This is a genomic window from Caulobacter sp. KR2-114 (genome assembly GCF_049446115.1).
Lineage (GTDB): Bacteria > Pseudomonadota > Alphaproteobacteria > Caulobacterales > Caulobacteraceae > Acaudatibacter.
The window spans coordinates 356,642-374,835 of the sequence record NZ_JBMSEC010000005.1 but is presented as its reverse complement, the minus strand read 5'-3'; the positions used below and the strand labels follow the sequence as shown (position 1 = coordinate 374,835).

Annotated in this window: 18 protein-coding genes; 10 read left to right on the top strand and 8 right to left on the bottom strand. The window is 71.3% G+C overall.

The window, feature by feature from the left end:
• The first annotated feature begins 211 nt into the window (after positions 1 to 211).
• Positions 212 to 1,231 (top strand): NADP-dependent oxidoreductase, encoded by a 1,020-nt coding sequence (locus tag ACO2Q3_RS19445; RefSeq protein WP_423309595.1) that lies wholly within the window; start codon positions 212 to 214, stop codon positions 1,229 to 1,231.
• Between the two features lie 20 nt (positions 1,232 to 1,251).
• Positions 1,252 to 1,644, top strand: coding sequence for an acyl dehydratase (locus ACO2Q3_RS19440; protein ID WP_423309593.1), 393 nt, complete (start codon positions 1,252 to 1,254; stop codon positions 1,642 to 1,644).
• A gap of 96 nt (positions 1,645 to 1,740) precedes the next feature.
• Here ACO2Q3_RS19440 and ACO2Q3_RS19435 read toward each other — a convergent pair whose 3' ends face one another.
• Positions 1,741 to 2,544 carry a SapC family protein gene (locus ACO2Q3_RS19435; RefSeq protein WP_423309591.1) on the bottom strand — a complete coding sequence of 268 codons (804 nt, stop codon included), beginning with the start codon at positions 2,542 to 2,544 and terminating at the stop codon, positions 1,741 to 1,743.
• Between the two features lie 211 nt (positions 2,545 to 2,755).
• On the opposite strand from ACO2Q3_RS19435, the gene ACO2Q3_RS19430 reads away from it, so the two are divergent.
• Positions 2,756 to 3,637 (top strand): MaoC/PaaZ C-terminal domain-containing protein, encoded by an 882-nt coding sequence (locus ACO2Q3_RS19430; protein WP_423309588.1) that lies wholly within the window; start codon positions 2,756 to 2,758, stop codon positions 3,635 to 3,637.
• 103 nt (positions 3,638 to 3,740) lie between these two features.
• Positions 3,741 to 4,565 (top strand): acid phosphatase, encoded by an 825-nt coding sequence (locus ACO2Q3_RS19425; protein ID WP_423309586.1) that lies wholly within the window; start codon positions 3,741 to 3,743, stop codon positions 4,563 to 4,565.
• Positions 4,566 to 4,762: 197 nt separating this feature from the next.
• On the opposite strand, the gene ACO2Q3_RS19420 is transcribed toward ACO2Q3_RS19425, so the two are convergent.
• Both ACO2Q3_RS19420 and ACO2Q3_RS19415 read right to left on the bottom strand, forming a co-directional pair.
• Entirely contained in the window at positions 4,763 to 5,197 is a 435-nt protein-coding gene (locus tag ACO2Q3_RS19420) for a PaaI family thioesterase (RefSeq protein ID WP_423309584.1), read from the bottom strand.
• Entirely contained in the window at positions 5,194 to 5,691 is a 498-nt protein-coding gene (locus ACO2Q3_RS19415) for a PaaI family thioesterase (RefSeq protein ID WP_423309582.1), read from the bottom strand. The genes ACO2Q3_RS19420 and ACO2Q3_RS19415 overlap by 4 nt, the downstream gene beginning before the upstream one ends.
• Positions 5,692 to 5,740: 49 nt before the next feature.
• On the opposite strand from ACO2Q3_RS19415, the gene ACO2Q3_RS19410 reads away from it, so the two are divergent.
• From ACO2Q3_RS19410 to ACO2Q3_RS19400, 3 genes are all read left to right on the top strand, one after another.
• The gene (locus tag ACO2Q3_RS19410; RefSeq protein ID WP_423309580.1) at positions 5,741 to 6,754 is read left to right on the top strand and encodes a ligase-associated DNA damage response exonuclease; all 1,014 of its coding nucleotides are present in this window, start codon (positions 5,741 to 5,743) and stop codon (positions 6,752 to 6,754) included.
• Between the two features lie 150 nt (positions 6,755 to 6,904).
• Positions 6,905 to 7,828: a DUF4349 domain-containing protein gene (locus tag ACO2Q3_RS19405; protein WP_423309578.1), complete on the top strand. Its 924-nt coding sequence runs from the start codon at positions 6,905 to 6,907 to the stop codon at positions 7,826 to 7,828.
• A gap of 110 nt (positions 7,829 to 7,938) precedes the next feature.
• Positions 7,939 to 9,546: a cisplatin damage response ATP-dependent DNA ligase gene (locus ACO2Q3_RS19400; protein WP_423309576.1), complete on the top strand. Its 1,608-nt coding sequence runs from the start codon at positions 7,939 to 7,941 to the stop codon at positions 9,544 to 9,546.
• A gap of 193 nt (positions 9,547 to 9,739) precedes the next feature.
• On the opposite strand, the gene ACO2Q3_RS19395 is transcribed toward ACO2Q3_RS19400, so the two are convergent.
• Together ACO2Q3_RS19395 and ACO2Q3_RS19390 are read right to left on the bottom strand one after the other, a co-directional pair.
• The gene (locus ACO2Q3_RS19395; protein WP_423309574.1) at positions 9,740 to 10,897 is read right to left on the bottom strand and encodes a DegT/DnrJ/EryC1/StrS family aminotransferase; all 1,158 of its coding nucleotides are present in this window, start codon (positions 10,895 to 10,897) and stop codon (positions 9,740 to 9,742) included.
• A 47-nt stretch (positions 10,898 to 10,944) separates the two neighbouring features.
• The gene (locus ACO2Q3_RS19390) at positions 10,945 to 11,475 is read right to left on the bottom strand and encodes a D-glycero-alpha-D-manno-heptose-1,7-bisphosphate 7-phosphatase (protein ID WP_423309572.1); all 531 of its coding nucleotides are present in this window, start codon (positions 11,473 to 11,475) and stop codon (positions 10,945 to 10,947) included.
• A 53-nt stretch (positions 11,476 to 11,528) separates the two neighbouring features.
• Here ACO2Q3_RS19390 and ACO2Q3_RS19385 point away from each other — a divergent pair, with 53 nt between their 5' ends.
• Positions 11,529 to 12,530: a KpsF/GutQ family sugar-phosphate isomerase gene (locus tag ACO2Q3_RS19385; RefSeq protein ID WP_423309570.1), complete on the top strand. Its 1,002-nt coding sequence runs from the start codon at positions 11,529 to 11,531 to the stop codon at positions 12,528 to 12,530.
• A gap of 10 nt (positions 12,531 to 12,540) precedes the next feature.
• On the opposite strand, the gene ACO2Q3_RS19380 is transcribed toward ACO2Q3_RS19385, so the two are convergent.
• From ACO2Q3_RS19380 to ACO2Q3_RS19370, 3 genes are all read right to left on the bottom strand, one after another.
• Complete coding sequence (locus ACO2Q3_RS19380; RefSeq protein WP_423309568.1) at positions 12,541 to 13,542, bottom strand: NADP-dependent oxidoreductase; 1,002 nt, start codon at positions 13,540 to 13,542, stop codon at positions 12,541 to 12,543.
• 91 nt (positions 13,543 to 13,633) lie between these two features.
• The gene (locus ACO2Q3_RS19375; protein ID WP_423309566.1) at positions 13,634 to 15,424 is read right to left on the bottom strand and encodes a hypothetical protein; all 1,791 of its coding nucleotides are present in this window, start codon (positions 15,422 to 15,424) and stop codon (positions 13,634 to 13,636) included.
• A gap of 138 nt (positions 15,425 to 15,562) precedes the next feature.
• On the bottom strand, positions 15,563 to 16,246 hold the full coding sequence (locus ACO2Q3_RS19370; protein ID WP_423309564.1) for a PA14 domain-containing protein: 684 nt from the start codon (positions 16,244 to 16,246) through the stop codon (positions 15,563 to 15,565).
• A gap of 658 nt (positions 16,247 to 16,904) precedes the next feature.
• Here ACO2Q3_RS19370 and ACO2Q3_RS19365 point away from each other — a divergent pair.
• Positions 16,905 to 17,465, top strand: a complete 561-nt coding sequence (locus tag ACO2Q3_RS19365) for a hypothetical protein (protein ID WP_423309562.1) — start codon at positions 16,905 to 16,907, stop codon at positions 17,463 to 17,465.
• A 118-nt stretch (positions 17,466 to 17,583) separates the two neighbouring features.
• Positions 17,584 to 18,180 (top strand): hypothetical protein, encoded by a 597-nt coding sequence (locus ACO2Q3_RS19360; RefSeq protein ID WP_423309560.1) that lies wholly within the window; start codon positions 17,584 to 17,586, stop codon positions 18,178 to 18,180.
• Positions 18,181 to 18,194 lie beyond the last annotated feature (14 nt).

Here is an 18,194-nt window from a genome sequence, read left to right as displayed (position 1 = left end):
CGCTCGCCGGGAACAAACACTGAATCTGTTGCGATTGTGGCCCAGATTGCGACCCGGGGCGGCGTCCGGGCCCGGATCGACAAAAAGAATCTTACGCCGATCATTGCGTGGCGGGCGCCCGCGGATGGCCCGGCCTGACCTCACGCCACCCTCGACAAGCCGCGCCGGCGCGTGCTGATCATGCCGCATCGAAAAAACCGGGGAGGGGCCGATGCCGACCGTCAACCGCCAATGGGTGCTGCGTCGCCGCCCGGTGGGCGAGATCGAGCCCGGCGACCTGGAGTTCATCGAGACCCCGCTGCGCGCCCTCGCCGACGGCGAGGTGCTGATCCGCATGATCTATCTGTCGCTGGATCCCACCAACCGCATCTGGATGAGCGACATCGACCAGTACCTGCCGCCGGTGGAGGTGGGCGACGTGATGCGCGGCGGCGGCATCGGCGTGGTCGAACAGAGCCGCTCCGAGCGGCTGAAGGTCGGCGACCTGGTCAACGCCGGCCTCGGCGGCTGGCAGGACTACGCCATCGCCCACGAAGCCATGGTCAATCCCGTGCCGCGCATGCCGGGCGTGCCGCTGACGGCCTATATGAGCGTGCTCGGCATGACCGGGCTGACCGCCTATTTCGGCATGACCGACATCGGCGCGCCCAAGCCGGGCGAGACCGTGGTGGTGTCGGCCGCCGCCGGCGCCGTGGGCTCGATCGCCGGCCAAGTGGCCAAGCTGCAGGGCGCCCGGGTGATCGGCATCGCCGGCAATGACGCCAAGTGTGGCTGGCTGGCCAACGAGCTCGGCTTCGACGGGGTGATCAACTACCGCCGGGAGGATGTGGGCCAGGCGCTCGATCGCCTCTGCCCGAACGGCATCGACGTGAACTTCGAGAACGTCGGCGGCCAGATCATGGACGCTGTGGTGGCGCGGATGAATAACTTCAGCCGCATGCCGCTGTGCGGCCTGATCAGCGGCTACAACCTCGATGGCCTGACCCCGGGCCCGGCCGACTTCGGGCGGGTGCTGATGAAGCGCATCCTGATCAAAGGCTTCATCATCATCGACTACCTGCCGCGCGCCGCCGAAGGTTTCGCCGCCCTGGGCGGCTGGGTGGCGCAGGGCAAGCTGAAGTGGAAGGACCATCCGGTGGACGGGCTGGAGAACGCCGCCGAGGCGGTCAAGCGGCTGTTCAGCGGCGACCACGACGGCAAGCTGATGATCCGCGTGTCGCAAGAGCCCTGAGCCAGGAGACGTCCTCACCCATGCCCGCTTCTTTCGACGACATCGAGATCGGCCAGGTGGCCTCCCTGGGGGCGGTGGTGGTGGACGCCGAGGCGCTGGACGCCTTCATCGCCGCCTTCGCCCCCGGCTGGACCGCCGATCGCGGCGCCCCCGACCACATGGTGTTCGCCCTCTGGACCCGCCTCGACGCCGAGGCCGCTTCGCAGTGGCCTCAGACCAAGCGGGTGGGGGTCGACGCCCTGCGCTGGGCGCGCAACCCGCCGGCAGGCGAGCTGCTGCGGGGCCGCATGACCATCATGGGCAAGGACCCGGTGGGCGAGGGCAAGGGCATCGTCATCGCCCAGCACGACCTGCTGGACGAGGCCGGCCGGCTGGTCTTCTCCTGCCTGACCCGCAGCGTCTACGCCCGCTGAACGGGGGGTTGCGCCGGCGCAACGTCACGCCGGACAAAGAAAAACGCCGGCCGCTGCAAGCGACCGGCGTCTTGCCGTCCGGGTGTGTCGCGAACCCTAGTTGAGGTTCGCGGCCGCAGGCTGGTTCTGCTGCTGGCGCTGGATGGCCAGGGCGATCAGCCGGTCCCAGCCCATCAGCGAGGTCAGGTGGGCGTAGATCTGGGCCAGGGCGCCGTTGTCGAACAGCTCCTTGATCTTGTCCGCCGGCAGGGCGCGCAGCTTTTCCTCGGAGACCGCGAAATATTCGGCGATCTGCTGCGGCTCGCCGGGCGTGCCGTCCGGGTTCACCGGGGTGAACTGGGCGTGGCGGACCTCGAACAGGTCCAGGCTCTTGATCAGGTCGACGAAGGATTCGGTGCGGCGCGCCTCGGCCTCGAAGTCGTTGCAGAACTGGATGCAGCCCTGGGTGTACTCGGTCGGCTGGCCCTTGGCGTCGAAGAACGCCAGGTCCGGCAGCTCGCCCAGCATCGAGGCGCCGCGGTCGATGCACACCACCAGCTGCTGGTTCTGGGCGTCATTGGCCAGCACGAAGGGATAGCGGCGGATATAGGCCGGGATGTAGGCCCCGACCACGAAGGCGCCGTCGTCCTGGATGAACAGGTTGTCTTCCTGGTTGATGCCCATCACCGCCAGCGGCTGGTGCTTCTCGCCAGCGAAGATGATCGGATAGCTCAGCCCCGCCACTGGGAACTCGGTCACGGTCAGCGGCACGACGTGGCTCTTCGAGGCGAAGGCGAAGGGCTTGTCCAGGCGGCGCAGGCCGATCTTGGCGTGCGTCTCGGAATTCAGCGGCTCGGGCTGGGAATAGAAGAGCACCTGACCGGTGATCTGGGCGGGGTCGGTCTGCGCGGTCGTTGCCATAAAGCTCTGGATCCAGGGAAGATGAGGCCGGCGGCGACGCGCCGCCAAAGGCCGGGATGGGCCGGCCTTCTAGCCGATGATGGACGGACCGGCAATCGAGGCGCAAGGGGGCTGAAACACCACGCCGCGGGCCGCCTCAGGCAAGGCTTGCCCTTGCCTGCCCCCCCGGCGCCCGGCTTCAATGGCGGCATTTCAGGAGGAGACCCCTTTCATGCCGATCTATTACCCCGACATCCTCGACCAGAAGTCCGCGCCGCGGACCTTCACCTATGGCGACAAGGACGTGATGCTTTACGCCCTGGGCATCGGCCTGGGCGCCGATCCCATGAACGAGACCGAGCTGCCGTTCGTCTATGAGAAGGGCCTGAAGGTGGTGCCGACCGCCGCCACGGTGCTGGCCTCCGGCGCCGGGCGCAACGCCGGCCCCGCCCCGGACATGCCGGCCGGCCACCGGCCCAGCCAGATCAACTTCCTGATGGTGGTGCACGGCGAACAGAAGGTGGAGCTGCACAAGCCGCTCGCCGCCGGCGGGACCTTCACCGCCACCAGCCGCACCGTCGGCGCCTATGACAAGGGCAAGGACAAGGGGGCGGTGATCGTCAACGAGACGGTCTGGACCGACGAGGCGGGCGACAAGGTCGCCACCCTCACGGGCTCGACCTTCGCCCGCGGCGATGGCGGGTTCGGCGGCCCCTCGGAGGGGGCGCCGGAACCTCACCCGGTCCCGACCCGTGCGCCGGACAAGTCGCTGGACTTCGCCACCAGTCCCGACCAGGCGCTGCTGTACCGGCTGAATGGCGACCGCAATCCGCTGCACTCCGATCCGGACGTGGCCAAGCGCGCCGGCTTCCCGCGACCGATCCTGCACGGGCTGTGCACCTACGGCATCACCTGCCGCGCGGTTCTCAAGGGGGTCACCGGCTTCGATCCGGACAAGATCCTCAGCCACGAGGCCCGCTTCTCGGCGCCGGTGTTCCCCGGCGACGTGATCACCGTCGACCTGTGGATCGACGGCAAGGTGGTCAGCTTCGAGGCCCGGGTGAAGGCGCGGGGCGCCACGGTGATCAAGAACGGCAAGACCGTCCTGCGCTGATCGCGCCCGCGCCGCAGGCGAGACCGGCCACGACGGCCGGCGGGTGGCGACATCCGTCGGCCGGCGCTATGGGTCGGCTTCGTCTGTGGTCTGAGGAACGGTGATGGACAAGCGTTGGATCGGTTCAGGTGTCGTCGCGGCGACGGCCCTGGCGGCGACGGTTCTGACGGTGGCGGGCGCCTGGGCGGCCCCGCACGCGGTCAGAGGCGCCGCGGTGACGATCGCCCAGCCGGGGACGAACGCCTGGGCGACGGCCAAGGGCTACCTGCCCAAGGACGTGCTCGACGGCATCGCCCTGCTCGGTCCGCCGCCGGCGCCCGACAGCCTGATCGGCCAGGCCGATCGCCAGCGATTCGACGAGACCCGGTCGCTGCAGGGCTCACCGCGCTGGACCCTGGCGGCCCAGGACGCCGACCTCAACACCGGCGTGGTGCATCGCTTCTCCTGCGCGGTGGGCGGGCGGATCGGCGAGGGCACGCCGACGCTGCGCCGGCTGCTGTTCAAGCTGCAGTACGACGTGCGCGACGTCGGCAACCGGCCGAAGGACCACTATGCCCGCCCAAGACCGCTGATCGGCAACGACAAGCCGATCTGCGTCAAGCGCGAGGCCTGGATGGCGAGCAACGCCTCCTATCCCTCCGGCCATTCGATGATCGGCTGGAGCTGGGCCCTGGTGCTGGCCGAGCTGGCCCCCGACCGGGCCGAGACCCTCATGGAGAACGCCCGCGACTTCGCCGAGAGCCGGGTGATCTGCGGCGTGCACTACCAGAGCGACGTGGACGCCGGCCGGACGCTTGGCGCGGCCATGGTGGCGCGCGAACACGCCGAGCCGGCTTTCAGGGCGGACCTGGCCAGGGCGAAGCTGGAGCTGCAGCGGGCGCGCAAGGGTCCGCCGCCCGAGGACTGCGGCGCGTACGCGGCGGGCTGACGGCGGGAGCGGAACCCCTCACCCTCCCGCGCGCCTTGCTCGCGCAAGCCACGCGGGCCCCTCCCTTTCCCCTTGGGAGAGGTGCAGTAAACTTGCGGCCCGCAGCGAATAAACACCTCTCCCATAGAGAGAGGAAGGGGCCCAAGCTCAGCGCCCTGGCGCTGAGCTTGGGAAGGTGAGGGGCTCAGCCCGCCGCCTCAGTCCTCGGAACTCAGCATGAAATGCCCCCGCAGCGCCGCCACCGGCGAGGCGCGGGCCTCCTGCCAGGCCTCGACGTGCACGTTGGCGATCCGCCGGCCGACCTTGCGCAGGTCGGCGCGGGCGTAGGTGACCAGGCCGCCGCGCGCCGGGCGCAGGTATTCGATGGTCACGTCGATGGTCTTCGGCTGGCGGCGCTGCGGCGCGCGCACGGCCAGCTGCGCCAGGGCGGTCATCTCCAGGAAGGCGCCGATCACCCCGCCGTGCAGGGCCGGGATCGAGGTGTTGCCGATCAGGTGCGGGCTGAACGGCAGGATGGCGGTCATCTCGTCGCCCGCCAGCTCGGCCCGCATGCCCAGGAAGCGGACGTAGGGGATCCGCGCCAGGGTGGCGTCCAGCCGGGCCTGGGCGGTGATCGGCGTCTCGTCGCTCATGCGCCGTCTCCGGCCTTCGACGGCGCCGGGGCGATCGGCTGGGTCAGGGCGAACGCCGCCTGGGCCGTGGCCACCGGGTCGGACGGGTCGTCGTCGTAGGCGGTGGCGCGCACGAAGGCGATGGCGTGGGCGTACTTGTAGCACTCGGCCGTGGCGGTGATCCCCGCCCGGGGCCTGGCCGGTCGCATGTAGTCGATGCGCAGGTCCAGGGTCGCGGTGGGGGTCGGCTGGGCGCGACCGGCCTGCACCGCCAGGCCGCAGACGTGGTCCAGCAGGCTGGTCACCACCCCGCCGGCGATCACCAGGGTGTCGGGATCGCCGACCAGGTCCTCGCGCCAGGGGACCCGCAGCACGCCGACGCCGCCCTGCATGGAGACGAATTCGAAGCCCAGGGCGGCCGCCTGCGGCACGCCATGGGCCATGCGGGTGGCCAGGTCGCCGGCCCACATGGGATCGGTGGCGGCGCCGGACGGGGACTGCGGATGGTCGCTCATCCGCCGACTATAGGGAGGCCGCCGCTACGGCGCCTATATGGGTTGGAACATGCCCATCCGTTTCGAGGACCTGCTGTGCCCCCGGCCCGACGGGCTCTACTGCCCGCCGGGGGACTTCTATATCGACCCGGTGCGGCCGGTGGAGCGCGCCGTGATCACGCATGGACACGCCGACCACGCCCGCGCCGGCCACGCCCATGTCGCCGCGACGGCCGAGACCCTGGCGATCATGGCCGTGCGCTACGGCGAGGCCTATGCCGGCCAGGTGCGGCCGATGGCCTATGGCGAGACCATCGAGCGCGACGGCGTATCCGTGACCCTGGTTCCCGCCGGCCACGTGCTGGGCTCGGCCCAGGTGGTGGTGCGCTGGAAGGGCCTGACGATGGTAGTGAGCGGCGACTACAAGCGTCGGCGCGATCCCACCTGCCCCGCGTTCGAGCCCACGCCGTGCGACGTGTTCGTCACCGAGGCGACGTTCGGCCTGCCGGTGTTCCGCCACCCCGACGACGCCGGCGAGATCGCCAGCCTGCTGCACTCGGTGGCCCAGTTCCCCGAGCGCTGCCACATGGTTGGGGCCTATGCGCTGGGCAAGGCGCAGCGGGTGATCCGGCTGCTGCGCGAGGCGGGGTGGGAGGCGCCGATCCATGTGCACGGCGCCCTGGAGCGGCTGAACGGACTCTACCAGGATTTCGGCATCGACCTCGGCCCGCTGGCGCCGGCCACTGGGGACACCCGCAAGGCCGACTTCGCGGGCCAGATCATCGTCGCCCCGCCCTCGGCCCTGGCCGACCGCTGGTCGCGGCGCTTCCCCGATCCGGTGAACGCCTTCGCCTCCGGCTGGATGCGCATCCGCGCCCGGGCGCGGCAGCGGGCGGTGGAGCTGCCGTTGATCCTCTCCGACCACGCCGACTGGGACGAGCTGACCGGCACTCTCGCCGAACTGCGCCCGCAGGAGGTGTGGATCACCCACGGGCGCGAGGAGGCCCTGGCCCGCTGGGCCGGCCTCAACGGGCTGAAGGCCCGGGCCCTGGCCATCGTCGGCTACGAGGACGAGGAGGACTGATCGCCGTCTCGCGGCGATCGACGGCCATCGACCCCGTTCCGGAATGGCCTGCGTAACCCTGATCGCGCCCTCTGGATTGCCTCTTGTGGCGCTCACGAATCCGTGATCGATTGCTCACGGGAGCGTGATCATCTCGTGAGGAGATCGTGAATGCGACGTAGCCTGCAACTCCTGACCGTGCTGTCCCTCTGCGCCCTGGCGGCGTGCAGCAAGAGGGCCGACATTTCCGCGTTGAACCGGGCGCCGCCGCCGGGCGCCTCCGCTTCCGGCGCATCGCCGGCCACTGCGGACCAGGCTGCGAACGGCAAGCCCGCCGCCTCGCCGGCCGCCCCGCAGCCGCGCATGCCGATGCTGGCGATGGCCTACAAACTGGCCCTGGCCGTGCCCTCCGACCAGGTCCGGCTGCTGATGGAGAGCCATCAGGACGCCTGCGAGCGGGCCGGCCCGACCCAGTGCCAGGTGATGGGCGCCCAGGCGGACACTCAGGGCCGTGACGACGCCACCGCCGACCTCAACCTGCGCGCCACCCCGGCCTGGATGCGGGCGTTCCGCAGCCGCGCCGAGGCCGACGTGAAGGACGCCCACGGCAAGGTGATCCAGTCGGCGACCGAGGCCGAGGACCTGGCCAAGCCGATCGGCGACACCCAGGCCAGCCAGAAGACCCGCGCCGAGGAGGAGGCGCGGCTGAAGGACCTGCTGCAGCAGCGCTCGCGCCACCTGGGCGACAGCCTGGCCGTGGAGCAGGAGATCACCCGCGTGCAGGACGAGCTGAACGAACAGGCCTCCGCCCTGCAGGACATGCAGGATCGCGTGGCCCTGCAGACCCTGTCGATCCACTACCAGTCCCTGGCCCAGGTCGCGCCCACCGGCGCCAACGCCCCGGTGATCTCCGCCGCCCGGTCGTTCTGGGGCAACATGATGGGCGTGCTGGGCGGCCTGCTCGTGCTGTTCAGCTACCTGCTGCCGATCGCCCTGGTCGTCGGCGGCTCGGCCTGGCTGGTGCGACGCAGCCTTCGCCAGCAGGCGCCGCCCAAGAGCCCGTCGCCCAACGTGGAGGGCCCCGCCGTCAACTGACGATCTGTGGCCCGCCGCCAGAGCTCCCCGGCGGCGGGCTTCTTTTTCGGAACAGCTTGCCGAACCGCCACGGCCAGGTCCGCGGCGCGTTTTGCGCCTATATCTCTGTCATGCGCGCCTTCGCCCATCTGCTGGACCGGCTGTCCCTGACCGCCTCGCGCAACGCCAAGCTGACCCTGGTGCGCGACTTCCTGAAGGAGACGCCGGACCCGGACCGCGGCTGGGCCCTGGCGGCCCTCACCGGCGCGCTCAGCTTCAGCGCGGCCAAGCCGGCGGCGATCCGCAAGGCGGTGGAGGCCAGGATGGACCCGGTGCTGTTCGCCTGGTCCTACGACTATGTCGGCGACCTGGCCGAGACCGTGGCCCTGGTCTGGCCGGCGCAGCCCGGCGCCAACCGCGAGCCGGAGCTGTCGGAGGTGGTGGACGCCCTGTCGGTCGCGCCGCGCGGCGCCGTGCAGGGCCTGATCGAGGGCTGGCTCGACGCCCTCGATCCTGACGGCCGCTGGGCTCTCCTGAAGCTGCTGACCGGCGGCCTGCGCGTCGGCCTGTCGGCGCGGCTGGCGAAACAGGCGGCGGCCGACCTCGGCGGCGTGCCCCTGGCCGAGGTGGAAGAGGTCTGGCCGGTGCTGCATCCGCCCTACGAGGACCTGTTCGCCTGGCTCGAAGGCCGTTCCGAGCGCCCGTCGGCCGATGCACCCGGGCGGTTTCGCCCGGCGATGCTGGCCCAGGCGCTGGACGAGGCCAGCGATTTCGCCCGGCTGGACCCGGCCGACTACGCAGCCGAATGGAAGTGGGACGGCATCCGCGTGCAGGCGGTCAGCGAGCGTGGGGTGCGGCGCCTGTTCAGCCGCGCCGGCGACGACATTTCCGGCGCCTTTCCCGACGTGCTGGCCGAGCTCAACTTCGAGGGCGTGATCGACGGCGAGCTGCTGGTGATGCGCGGCGGGGCGATCGCCCCGTTCGGCGACCTGCAGCAGCGGCTGAACCGCAAGAGCGTGGACGCCAGGCTGCTGGCCGCCCATCCCGCCGGGATCCGCGCCTACGACCTGCTGCTCGATGGCGAGACGGACATCCGCACCCTGCCGTTCGCCGAGCGCCGCGCGCGGCTGGAGGCGTTCGTCGCCGCCGTCGGCTCGCCGCGCATCGACCTGTCGCCGCTGCAGCCGTTCGACAGCTGGGAGACGCTGGCCGCCCTGCGCGCCGAGCCGCCGCCCGGCGATGCCCAGGTCTCCGAAGGCCTGATGCTGAAGCGCTGGACCTCGATCTACGAGGCCGGGCGGCCGAAGGGGCCGTGGTTCAAGTGGAAGCGCGACCCGCGCCTGATCGACGCCGTGCTGATGTACGCCCAGCGCGGCCACGGCAAGCGCTCAAGCTTCTATTCCGACTACACCTTCGGCGTCTGGCGCCAGGACGGCGAGGGCGTCTGGTCGCTGACCCCGGTGGGCAAGGCCTATTTCGGCTTCACCGACGAGGAGCTGAAGCTCATCGACAAGTTCGTGCGCGACAACACCCTGGAGCGCTTCGGCCCGGTCCGCTCGGTGCGCGCCGACCGCGACTTCGGCCTGGTGCTGGAGGTGGCGTTCGAGGGGCTGCAGCGCTCGACGCGGCACAAGTCCGGCGTGGCCATGCGCTTCCCGCGCATCAACCGCATCCGCTGGGATAAGCCCGCGCGCGAGGCCGACGAGCTGGCGACGCTGGAGCGGATGCTGGAGGGTTGAGGCCGGGGGGCTTCGAACCGAGGGCCTGAACCCCTCACCTTCCCAATCGCTGATCGCGATTGGGCCCCTCCCTCTCCCTGCGGGAGAGGTGAAATTGCGCGGGCAGACTGAAAGAACACCTCTCCCGGAGGGAGAGGGAGGGGCCCGCGGCCCTTGCGTGAGCAAGGGGCGTGGGAGGGTGAGGGGTTGCGCCCTAGCCGTTGAACCCGCGCACCGCGGCGATGATCCGGTCCTGGACCTCCGCGGTCAGGTCGGCGTGCATCGGCAGGGCCAGCACCAGCTCGGCCTTGGCCTCGGAGACCGGCAGGCCGCCGGGCCCCTGCGGGAAGCCGGCATAGGGGGGCTGCCGGTGCATGGGCACGGGGTAGTAGACCGCCGTCGGAATGCCCTGGCGCTTCAGGTGCGCGGCCAGGGCGTCGCGGTTGGCGTGCTCGATGACGTACTGCGCCCAGACCGAGGTCCCGCCGTCGATCACCGTCGGCGTGGCCAGGCAGCAGCCCTTCAGGCCCTGGGCGTAGCGATCGGCTGCGGCCTGGCGCGCGACGATCTCGCCGGGGAAGGCGGCCAGCTTCTCGATCAGAATCGCGGCCTGCAGCGTGTCCAGCCGCGAATTCATGCCGATGCGCATGTTGAGGTACTTCGGATCGTGCTCGAGCTGCCGGCCGGCGACGTCGCCCGCCACCGCCTTGCCGTGCACGCGCAGGGAATCCATCCGCTCCCACAGCGCCGCGTCGTTGGTCAGCACCGCGCCACCGTCGCCATAGGCGCCCAGCGGCTTGGCCGGAAAAAAGCTGGTGGTGGCCGCGTCGGCCCAGCGAACCGGATGCTCGCCGTCCAGGGTGCAGCCGAAGCCCTGGGCGCTGTCGGCGATCAGCTTCAGCCCCTCGCGGCGGCAGATCGCCGCCAGGCGCGGATAGTCGGCGCTCTGGCCGAACAGGTCGACGGCGACCACCGCCGCCGGCTTCAGGACCCCCTCGGCGCGCACGGCGGCGATGGCGGTCTCGAGCCGCAGGGGATCGAGGCCATAGGTGTCCGGCAGGATGTCGACGAACACCGGCGTCGCCCCCGTCCAGGGGATCACCTCCGGCGTGGCGGCGAAGGTGAACGACGGGCAGAACACAGCGTCGCCGGGGCCAATGCCCCAGGCCATCAGGGGCAGGGCGATGGCGTCGGTGCCGTTGCCGCACGACAGGGCGTGCGCCGCGCCACAGAAGGCCGCCAGCCGGCGCTCGAAATCCACGACCTCCGGACCCATCACATACTGGCCGTGCGCCAGCACCCGCTGGATCGCCGCGTCGATCTGCGGCTTCAGCCGGGCCTGCTGGGCGGCGAGGTCGATGAAGGCGATCATGCCGCGGTCCTTATGAGCCGCAGGCGCAGCGGGCGACACACAGCCTGTCACCCATTGTTTCGCGTCGGCAGGAGGCCCTGGTCCTCCAGGAAGCTTTCCAGGTCGCCGCCGGGGAAGGCCAGGCCGCGCACGCCGGCGCGCCGGGCGGCCTCGATGTCGGAGGGCTTGTCGCCCACCAGCACGACCTGGTCGGCGTCCAGGGCGAAGTCCGCCAGGGCCTTCAGCACCATGCCGGGGTTGGGCTTGCGGTCCGGGTGGTCGGCGATGCGCCAGGCCTCGACGACCGCATCCTCGTGGAACGGGCACACATAGATGGCGTCCAGCCGGCCGCCGACGGCCGCCAGGTCGGCGCGCATGGCGTCGTGCAGGGCCTCGACCGCCGCCAGGTCGAAGAAGCCGCGCGCCACTCCGGACTGGTTGGTGGCGACGATCACCTTCAGGCCCGCGGCGTTCAACCGCGCCACCGCGCGCCGGGCGCCGGGCATCCAGGCCAGCCGCTCGACATGGCCGACGTAGCCGTGGTCGACGTTGAGCACCCCGTCCCGGTCGAAGATCACCGCGGCCAAAGCTTTCGGCATGCGCGCGCAGCCCTTAAGTTGCCTGCCTGACCTATCGGCGAGCGCGAGGCCCCTTGCAATCCGTTCCCCAAGCCGCCGCCGGCGAAGCCGGCCACGCCGCCTCGGCGCACCGCACCCTGGCGGCCGAGATCGCCGGGCTGCAGGCGCTGTCGATGGCGCTGGCTGGAGACCTGAAGGCCGCCTTCGCCCAGGCGGTGGACGTGGCGCGCGGCGCGACCGGGCGGATCGTCGTCACCGGCATGGGCAAGAGCGGCCACGTGGCGCGCAAGGTCGCCGCCACCCTGGCGTCCACCGGCTCGCCGGCCTTCTTCCTCCACCCCGCCGAGGCCAGCCACGGCGATCTGGGCATGCTGGCGGTGGGCGACGTGGTGCTGGCGCTCTCGCAGTCCGGCGAGACGCCGGAGCTGAAGGACGTGCTGCAGCACTGCAAGCGCTTCGCCATCCCGGTGATCGCCATGACCGCCGAGTCGGCGAGCGCGCTGGCCCAGGCGGCGGATGTGGTGCTCCTGCTGCCCCGCGCCGAGGAAGCCTGTCCCAACCAGCTGGCCCCCACCACCTCAACCACCATGCAGATGGCGCTGGGCGACGCCCTGGCCATCGCCCTGCTGGAGGCGCGGGGCTTTTCGCCGGCGGACTTCCGCACCTTCCATCCCGGCGGGCGGCTGGGCGCGCGGCTGGTCACGGTGGGCGAGCTGATGGGCCGCGACGAGGCCCTGCCGGCGATCCCGCAGCACGCGACGATCGGCCAAGCGGTGGTCGAGATCAGCGCCAAGCGCTACGGCGGCGCGGCGGTGGTCGACGCCGAGGGCCGGCTGGTGGGGGCCTTCACCGACGGCGACCTGCGCCGGGCCCTGCCCCAGGCCGGCCTCGACGCGCCCGTGGCGGCGCACATGACCCACGCCCCCGTCTCCGTCTCGCCGCAGACCATGGCCTCGGAGGCGCTGCGGGTGATGAACGAGCGGCCGCGACCGATCATGCTGCTGTTCGTCTGCGAAGAGGACCGCCTGGTGGGGGCGGTGCACATGCACGACTTCCTGCGCGCTGGGATCGCGTAGCGCTACCGGGTCACGCCACCTTCACCATCCGCTTGCCGATGTTCTCGCCCGCCAGCAGGCCGATCAGCGCCGACGGCAGGTGCTCCAGCCCGTCGATCACGTCCTCCGCCACCTTCAGCTGGCCGCTGTCCACCCAGCCCTTCAGCTCGGCCAGGGCGGCGTCCTTCTCGTCGTAGAAGTCCATCACCACGAAGCCTGTCACCGTCAGCCGCCGGGTGACGATGAGGCCGGGCACGCCGCGCGGCCCGTGCGCCGGCGCGGCGCCGTCGTACGACGAGACCGCCCCGCAGCAGGCGATGCGACCGTGGTTCCTCATGTTGAACAGCGCCGCCTCGAAGATGTCGCCGCCGACGTTGTCGAAATAGACGTCGATGCCGTCAGGACAGGCGGCCCGCAGCGCGCGGCGCGTGTCGCCGGCCTTGTAGTCGACCACCGCGTCGAACCCGTAGTCCTTCATCAGCAGGGCGCCCTTGGCCGCGCCGCCGGCGATCCCCACCACGCGGCAGCCCTTGATCCGGGCGATCTGCCCGACCAGCAGCCCCACCGATCCCGCCGCCGCGGAGACCGCAACCGTCTCGCCTTGCCTGGGGCGGCCGCACTTCAGGAGGCCGAAATAGGCTGTCAGGCCGGCGACGCCATAGACGCTCAGAAGATGGGTCAGCGGCTCCAGGCGCGGCTGGGGGGAAAGGCCCTTGGCCGGGAGCACCGCGAAGTCCTGCCAGCCCATGTCGGCAAACACCAGGTCGCCCGGCTTCAGGTGATCGGCCTTGGACTCGATGACCTCGGCCAGCGCCCCGCCGGCCATCACCTGGCCGGCGTTCAGCGCCGAGCGGTAGGTGGCGCCCTGCATCCAGGCGCGGTTGGCGGCGTCGAGGGAGATGTAGCGGGCGCGCAGCAGCACCTCGCCATCGCCCGGCGCCGCAAGCGGCCCCTCGACCAGACGGAAGTGATCGGGCGCCAGCTTGCCCTGCGGCAACTGGTCCAGGACGATCTGGCGGTTGATCTCGGCCATGGGTTCCTCCGGCGGGCCCGCTTGGACGGGGCCCTGGCCGGCGGATCATGCGCCCCGCCGCGCGATCAGGAAAACCGGTTTTCCGGCGCGCCTAGCTCGGCGGCTTGTGCTCCTCGCCCTTCTCCGGCGGACCCTTGCCCTCGGGCTTCGGGGGCGGCTTGGGCGTGGGCGGTCCCGGAGGATGGGCGGGCTGCGGATGGACCGCCTCGGCGATCTGGGCGCGATGCTGCGCCGCCGCCGCCTGGGCCTGGTGGATCGCCTGGGCCTGGGCCTGGTTGCGCGCCGCCGCCTGCTGCTGGGCCGCCGCGACCTGGGCGTGACGCGCCGCCTCCGCCTGGGCCCGGGCCGCGGCCTGGGCCTGAAGCTGGGCCTGCGCCTGGGCGTGGGCCTGAGCCTGGGCATGCGCCTCGGCCTGCGCGCGCGCCTGGGCCGCCAGCTGCTGCTGCTGCTGCTGGGCGTGCAACGCCTGCGCGGCCTGGGCTTGCGCGGCCTGGGCCTGGTGCGCCGCCTGGGCCTGGCGAGCCGCGTCGGCCTGGCGGGTCGCCTCGGCCTTCAGGGCGGCCGCGTGGGTGGCGTCGGCCTGGAGCTGGGCGTTGTGCGCCGCCTGAGCCTTCTGCGCCGCAAGGGCCTGCTGCGCGGCCAGCCGCTGCTGGTCCTGCGCCGCCTTGGCCTGCTGCGCCTGCAGCGCCGCCGTCCGCGCGGCCTGCTGCTGGGCCAGCGCCTGCTGGCGCGCGGCCTGGGCGGCCTCGGCCTGATGCTGCGCCTGGTCGTACTGCGCCGCCTGCTGCGCGGCGGCGGCCTGTTGCGCCGGCGTCAGTCCGCCGGGCGGCGGGCCGCCGGGGCCTTCGCGGCGCCCGGGTCCGCCGAAGGGCGCCGGGCCGCCCGTGGGGGCGCCCTGCCATCCGCCCGGCTGCGGCGGACCGCCCCGCTGTGGCCAAGGTCCCTGGGGCGGGGGCGGCTGCGGGCCCTGCGCCTGGGTCCAGGGCGCGGCGCCCCCGCGCTGATCGTGCTCGTGTCCCGGCGGCGGCCCCCAAGCGGGGGGCGGGGGCGGCCCCTGGTAGCTGGCCTGGCGCCAGGCGTCGAAACGGGCGCGGGACGCCTCGCGCTCGGCGCGCTCCTGGCGCCAGTAGGCCGCTTCCTCGGCCTCGTGCTGGTCATGGTAGGCGCGCCATTCGGCGTCGCGGGCCTGCTGCGCGGCCCAGTCGGCGTTCTGCGCCTGGATCTGGGCGCGGCGGGCGGCCCAGTTGGCGGCGATCACCGCATGCCGCTGGCTGTTCAGCTGCGCCTGGTAGAGCGCCCGCGCCCGGGCCAGGTAGCGGCCGGCATAGTCGGCGCGGCGATCGATCTCCTCGGGCGGCAGCGGCTGGCCGCCGGGGCCGTAGACCGCCGCCAGCTGGCCGTTGTCGTAGCCGTAGGCGTATTGCGGATCCTGCACCAGGTACGGCTGGTCCGCGCCCGGGCGGTAATAGTAGTAGCGATAGCCGCCGCCTTGCACCGGCTCGGCGACGCGGTAGGACCTGTCGGCGCTGCGCCACACCCACGGGCGCACGCCGTCATAGTCGAAGCCATAGTCCGGCGGCGCGTCGGCCAGGGCGTCCGACATGTCGTAGGCCTGGTCGAGCCAGGCGTAGGACTGCCGGCGATCGACCACATGCACTACCCTGGGCGGTGGCGCCGCCGGCAGGGCCGCCGCGGGCGGCGCGGGCGCCACCGGCGTCTCCGCGCCGGCGGTCAGGGGCAGGGCCAGTGGCGCGGCGGAGGCCGCCGGCGACGGCGCGGCCTGGCGGTTGCAGCCGCCCAGGGCGGCCGAGGCGAGCAGGACGCCGGACAGGACCGCGAGGGACGCGCCGCCGGCGCGGAAACGGGCAGGACGATGGGGCATGGGGAAACCTCCTGGATGCCCAACCCTGGCGGAGGTGGGGCGTTCCATGGCGAGGTTGCCCTCCTGCGCCTGAACCGCGCCCGGCCAGGCTGTTCATCTCCGGTTGGGGGGCGGACGGCCCGGCCCAGGCGAGGCTGCCTAACGGAACGCGCGGCTTTCCCGGGCGATCCGCCGCCGGGTCTGCCAGATGACAAGGGCCCCCAGGGTGGCCAGCACGGCCACCCACATCAGCCACACCCGCCACAGGCCGGTGCTTGAGAGAATCAGTCCGCAGCCTGGAAACGTCGCCATGCGACCGCCCGGCGCCCGGCAGCCGAGCTGAAGGGCAATGTGGGCGTGCGCCGCCTGGAAGTATTGCACCTCGATCCGATGCGGTCCCGCCCCGAGGGCGACGTCGGCTTCGCCGGCCCGCCTGGAAACCACCCCCTCGTTGGCGATCACCGTGCGTCCGTCGATCATCAGGCGCGCGCCGTCGTCGCTCAGCAGCCGGAATCCGTAGACGCCGGGCGTGGAGGCGTTGAACGTGCCCGTGTAGTCCACCGCGAACGGCTGCTCCTGGCGGACGCCGTCCGGGAACACCGTGTTCAGATCCTGGTCCGGAATGTCCAGGCTTCGGACGTAGAGGGCCGCCGCCGGCTTCAGTCGCCGCAGATCTGGCAGATGTTCCGTGCCCGGCGCCAGCAGATAGAGTTCGCCCTTCAGCGCCCGGTCCATCGGCGTGGCGCCGCCCAGGGGCGCGGTGGACGGCCCTGGCGCACGCTGGCAGCCACCAGTCAGCAGAACCAGCAGCAACCCGGCGGCACAGATCGGCCTGAGCTCCATCGCCCTCGCCCCTACCTCGCCCCACGTCTCCGGCGCGCCGGCCCCAAGGCTAACCACAGGGTTGGCTGCGGTCGAGCCGCTCGGCGCGCGGGGAGAAAAGGCCAGCTCGCTTTCCGACGGCGCGCACGTCGTCAGCCCGTCGACATGGCGCCATGCCTGTCAGTTTCGCCACACAATTTTTTTCGCCTCGAATGGCGCGAAACTGAGCTGTTCCATCGCGGTACGCGCGAGGGGAAACCGGTGTTACGCGAAAAGGCGATCTGGAAAATCACAGTCGTCGAACACTGCAATCTGCCCCATTTCGGCACACCGGGCAGTGCGGCTATGCTCCAATACTAAATGAGGCGGCTCTGTGGCGCAGAATTCAGCTGTGCCTTACTTTAGGATAAAACGGTTAAGATTTACCTAATCGCCTGATAGGCGAAAGTGTTACTAAGTTTTTGACGCCAGTTAACAGTTCACGGGAGGAGAGTTAACTGGCTTTCTATTCGGAAGTAATTCAAGGCTCGACGCCGAATCCACTTGCATCGCATTTTGCTCTGTGGTTGTGATGCCGGCGACTGAGTGCGGGACATCAATCGGCAGACGCAGCCGGCAGATGGTTAAGCGCTCACAGGGGTGGGGTAGAATGCGGACATCCGCGATTGCCATTGCTGCTATGACGACCGCCTGGGCGGTGTCGGGGACGGCGTATGCCGCCACGACCGCCTATGCCGGCGGCAGCCCGGGCGATGTCACGCTCAGCATTCCGGTCTACGCCCAGATCGGCAGCACCTGCGGTTTCGGCACGGGCCTGGCCCCTTCCGGCACGTACCAGCTGGGCGAGATCAGCGATGGCTTCTCCCAGAGCGTCAGCTTCGCCATTGCCTGTTCGGCCCCTGCCCGCGTGGCGGTGGTGTCGACGAACGGCGGCCTCAAGGCGGCCGCCTCGGCGCCCACGGGCTACGCCGCGCAGATGGACTACACGGTGGCGCTGACCCTGGCCGGCGACACGACGACGGCCTCGGCCAACTGCCTGGCCTCGACCCTCAACACCAGCGGGGCGTGCAGCTTCCGGGGCCCGTCCGCGGGAACCCGCGGCCTGAAGCTCAACGACACCTCGCACGATGCGCAGGGTTCGTCCCTGACGGTCAGCGCGCCGGCCTGGTCGAGTTCGAACATCCTGGTGTCGTCGACCTACTCGGACACGCTGACGGTGACGATCTCGCCCTCGTCGTGAGGGCGCCGCCGGCCTGTTCCCGACAGGCCGGTGTGAAGCAGTTCGGGGGGCGCGGCGGACCTACCGCCGACGGAATATCCGGGCCCGGCGGGCTCGAACGGAAGTCGAAGTGATCGAGATGAAGCGCATTGTGGTTTCCACCGCGGCCGCCCTGGCCCTCAGCGCCCTGGCCGCCGCGCCGGCGAGCGCCGCGACGACGTCGGGTGCGACCGGTACGGTGAACCTGTCCGGCACGGTTGCGCCGTCCTGCCAGGCTTTGGGCGGCGGCAATGCCGCGACCTTCGGCGCGGCGTTCGACCTGGGCGAGATGAGCCAGGCGGGCGGCACGATCAGGAACGGCCTGTCGTTCAGCACCTCGGGCGCGGGCAACGGCAATTTCCAGATCGTCTGCTCCGGCGTGTCGCCGACCATCAAGCTGGACGCCACCTCGCTGACCACCGGGGGCGGTTCCGCCCCGAACGGCTATGCCGCGGTCGTCACCTACAATGCGACGGTCTCGGTCGCGACGATCAGCGCCGCCAACCAGCTGGCCACGAAGAGCGCTCATCTGACCTCCGGGGCTTCGACCCAGACGGTGCCGATGAGCAGCCTCTACCTGGCCAACCAGGCCAACAACGTCGTCGTCACCGCCGACACCTTCGCCACCGCACACAGCACCGACATCCTGGTCGCCGGCACGTATGCGGGCGCCATCACCGTCACCGTCACGCCGTAAGCGCCGACAGCAAG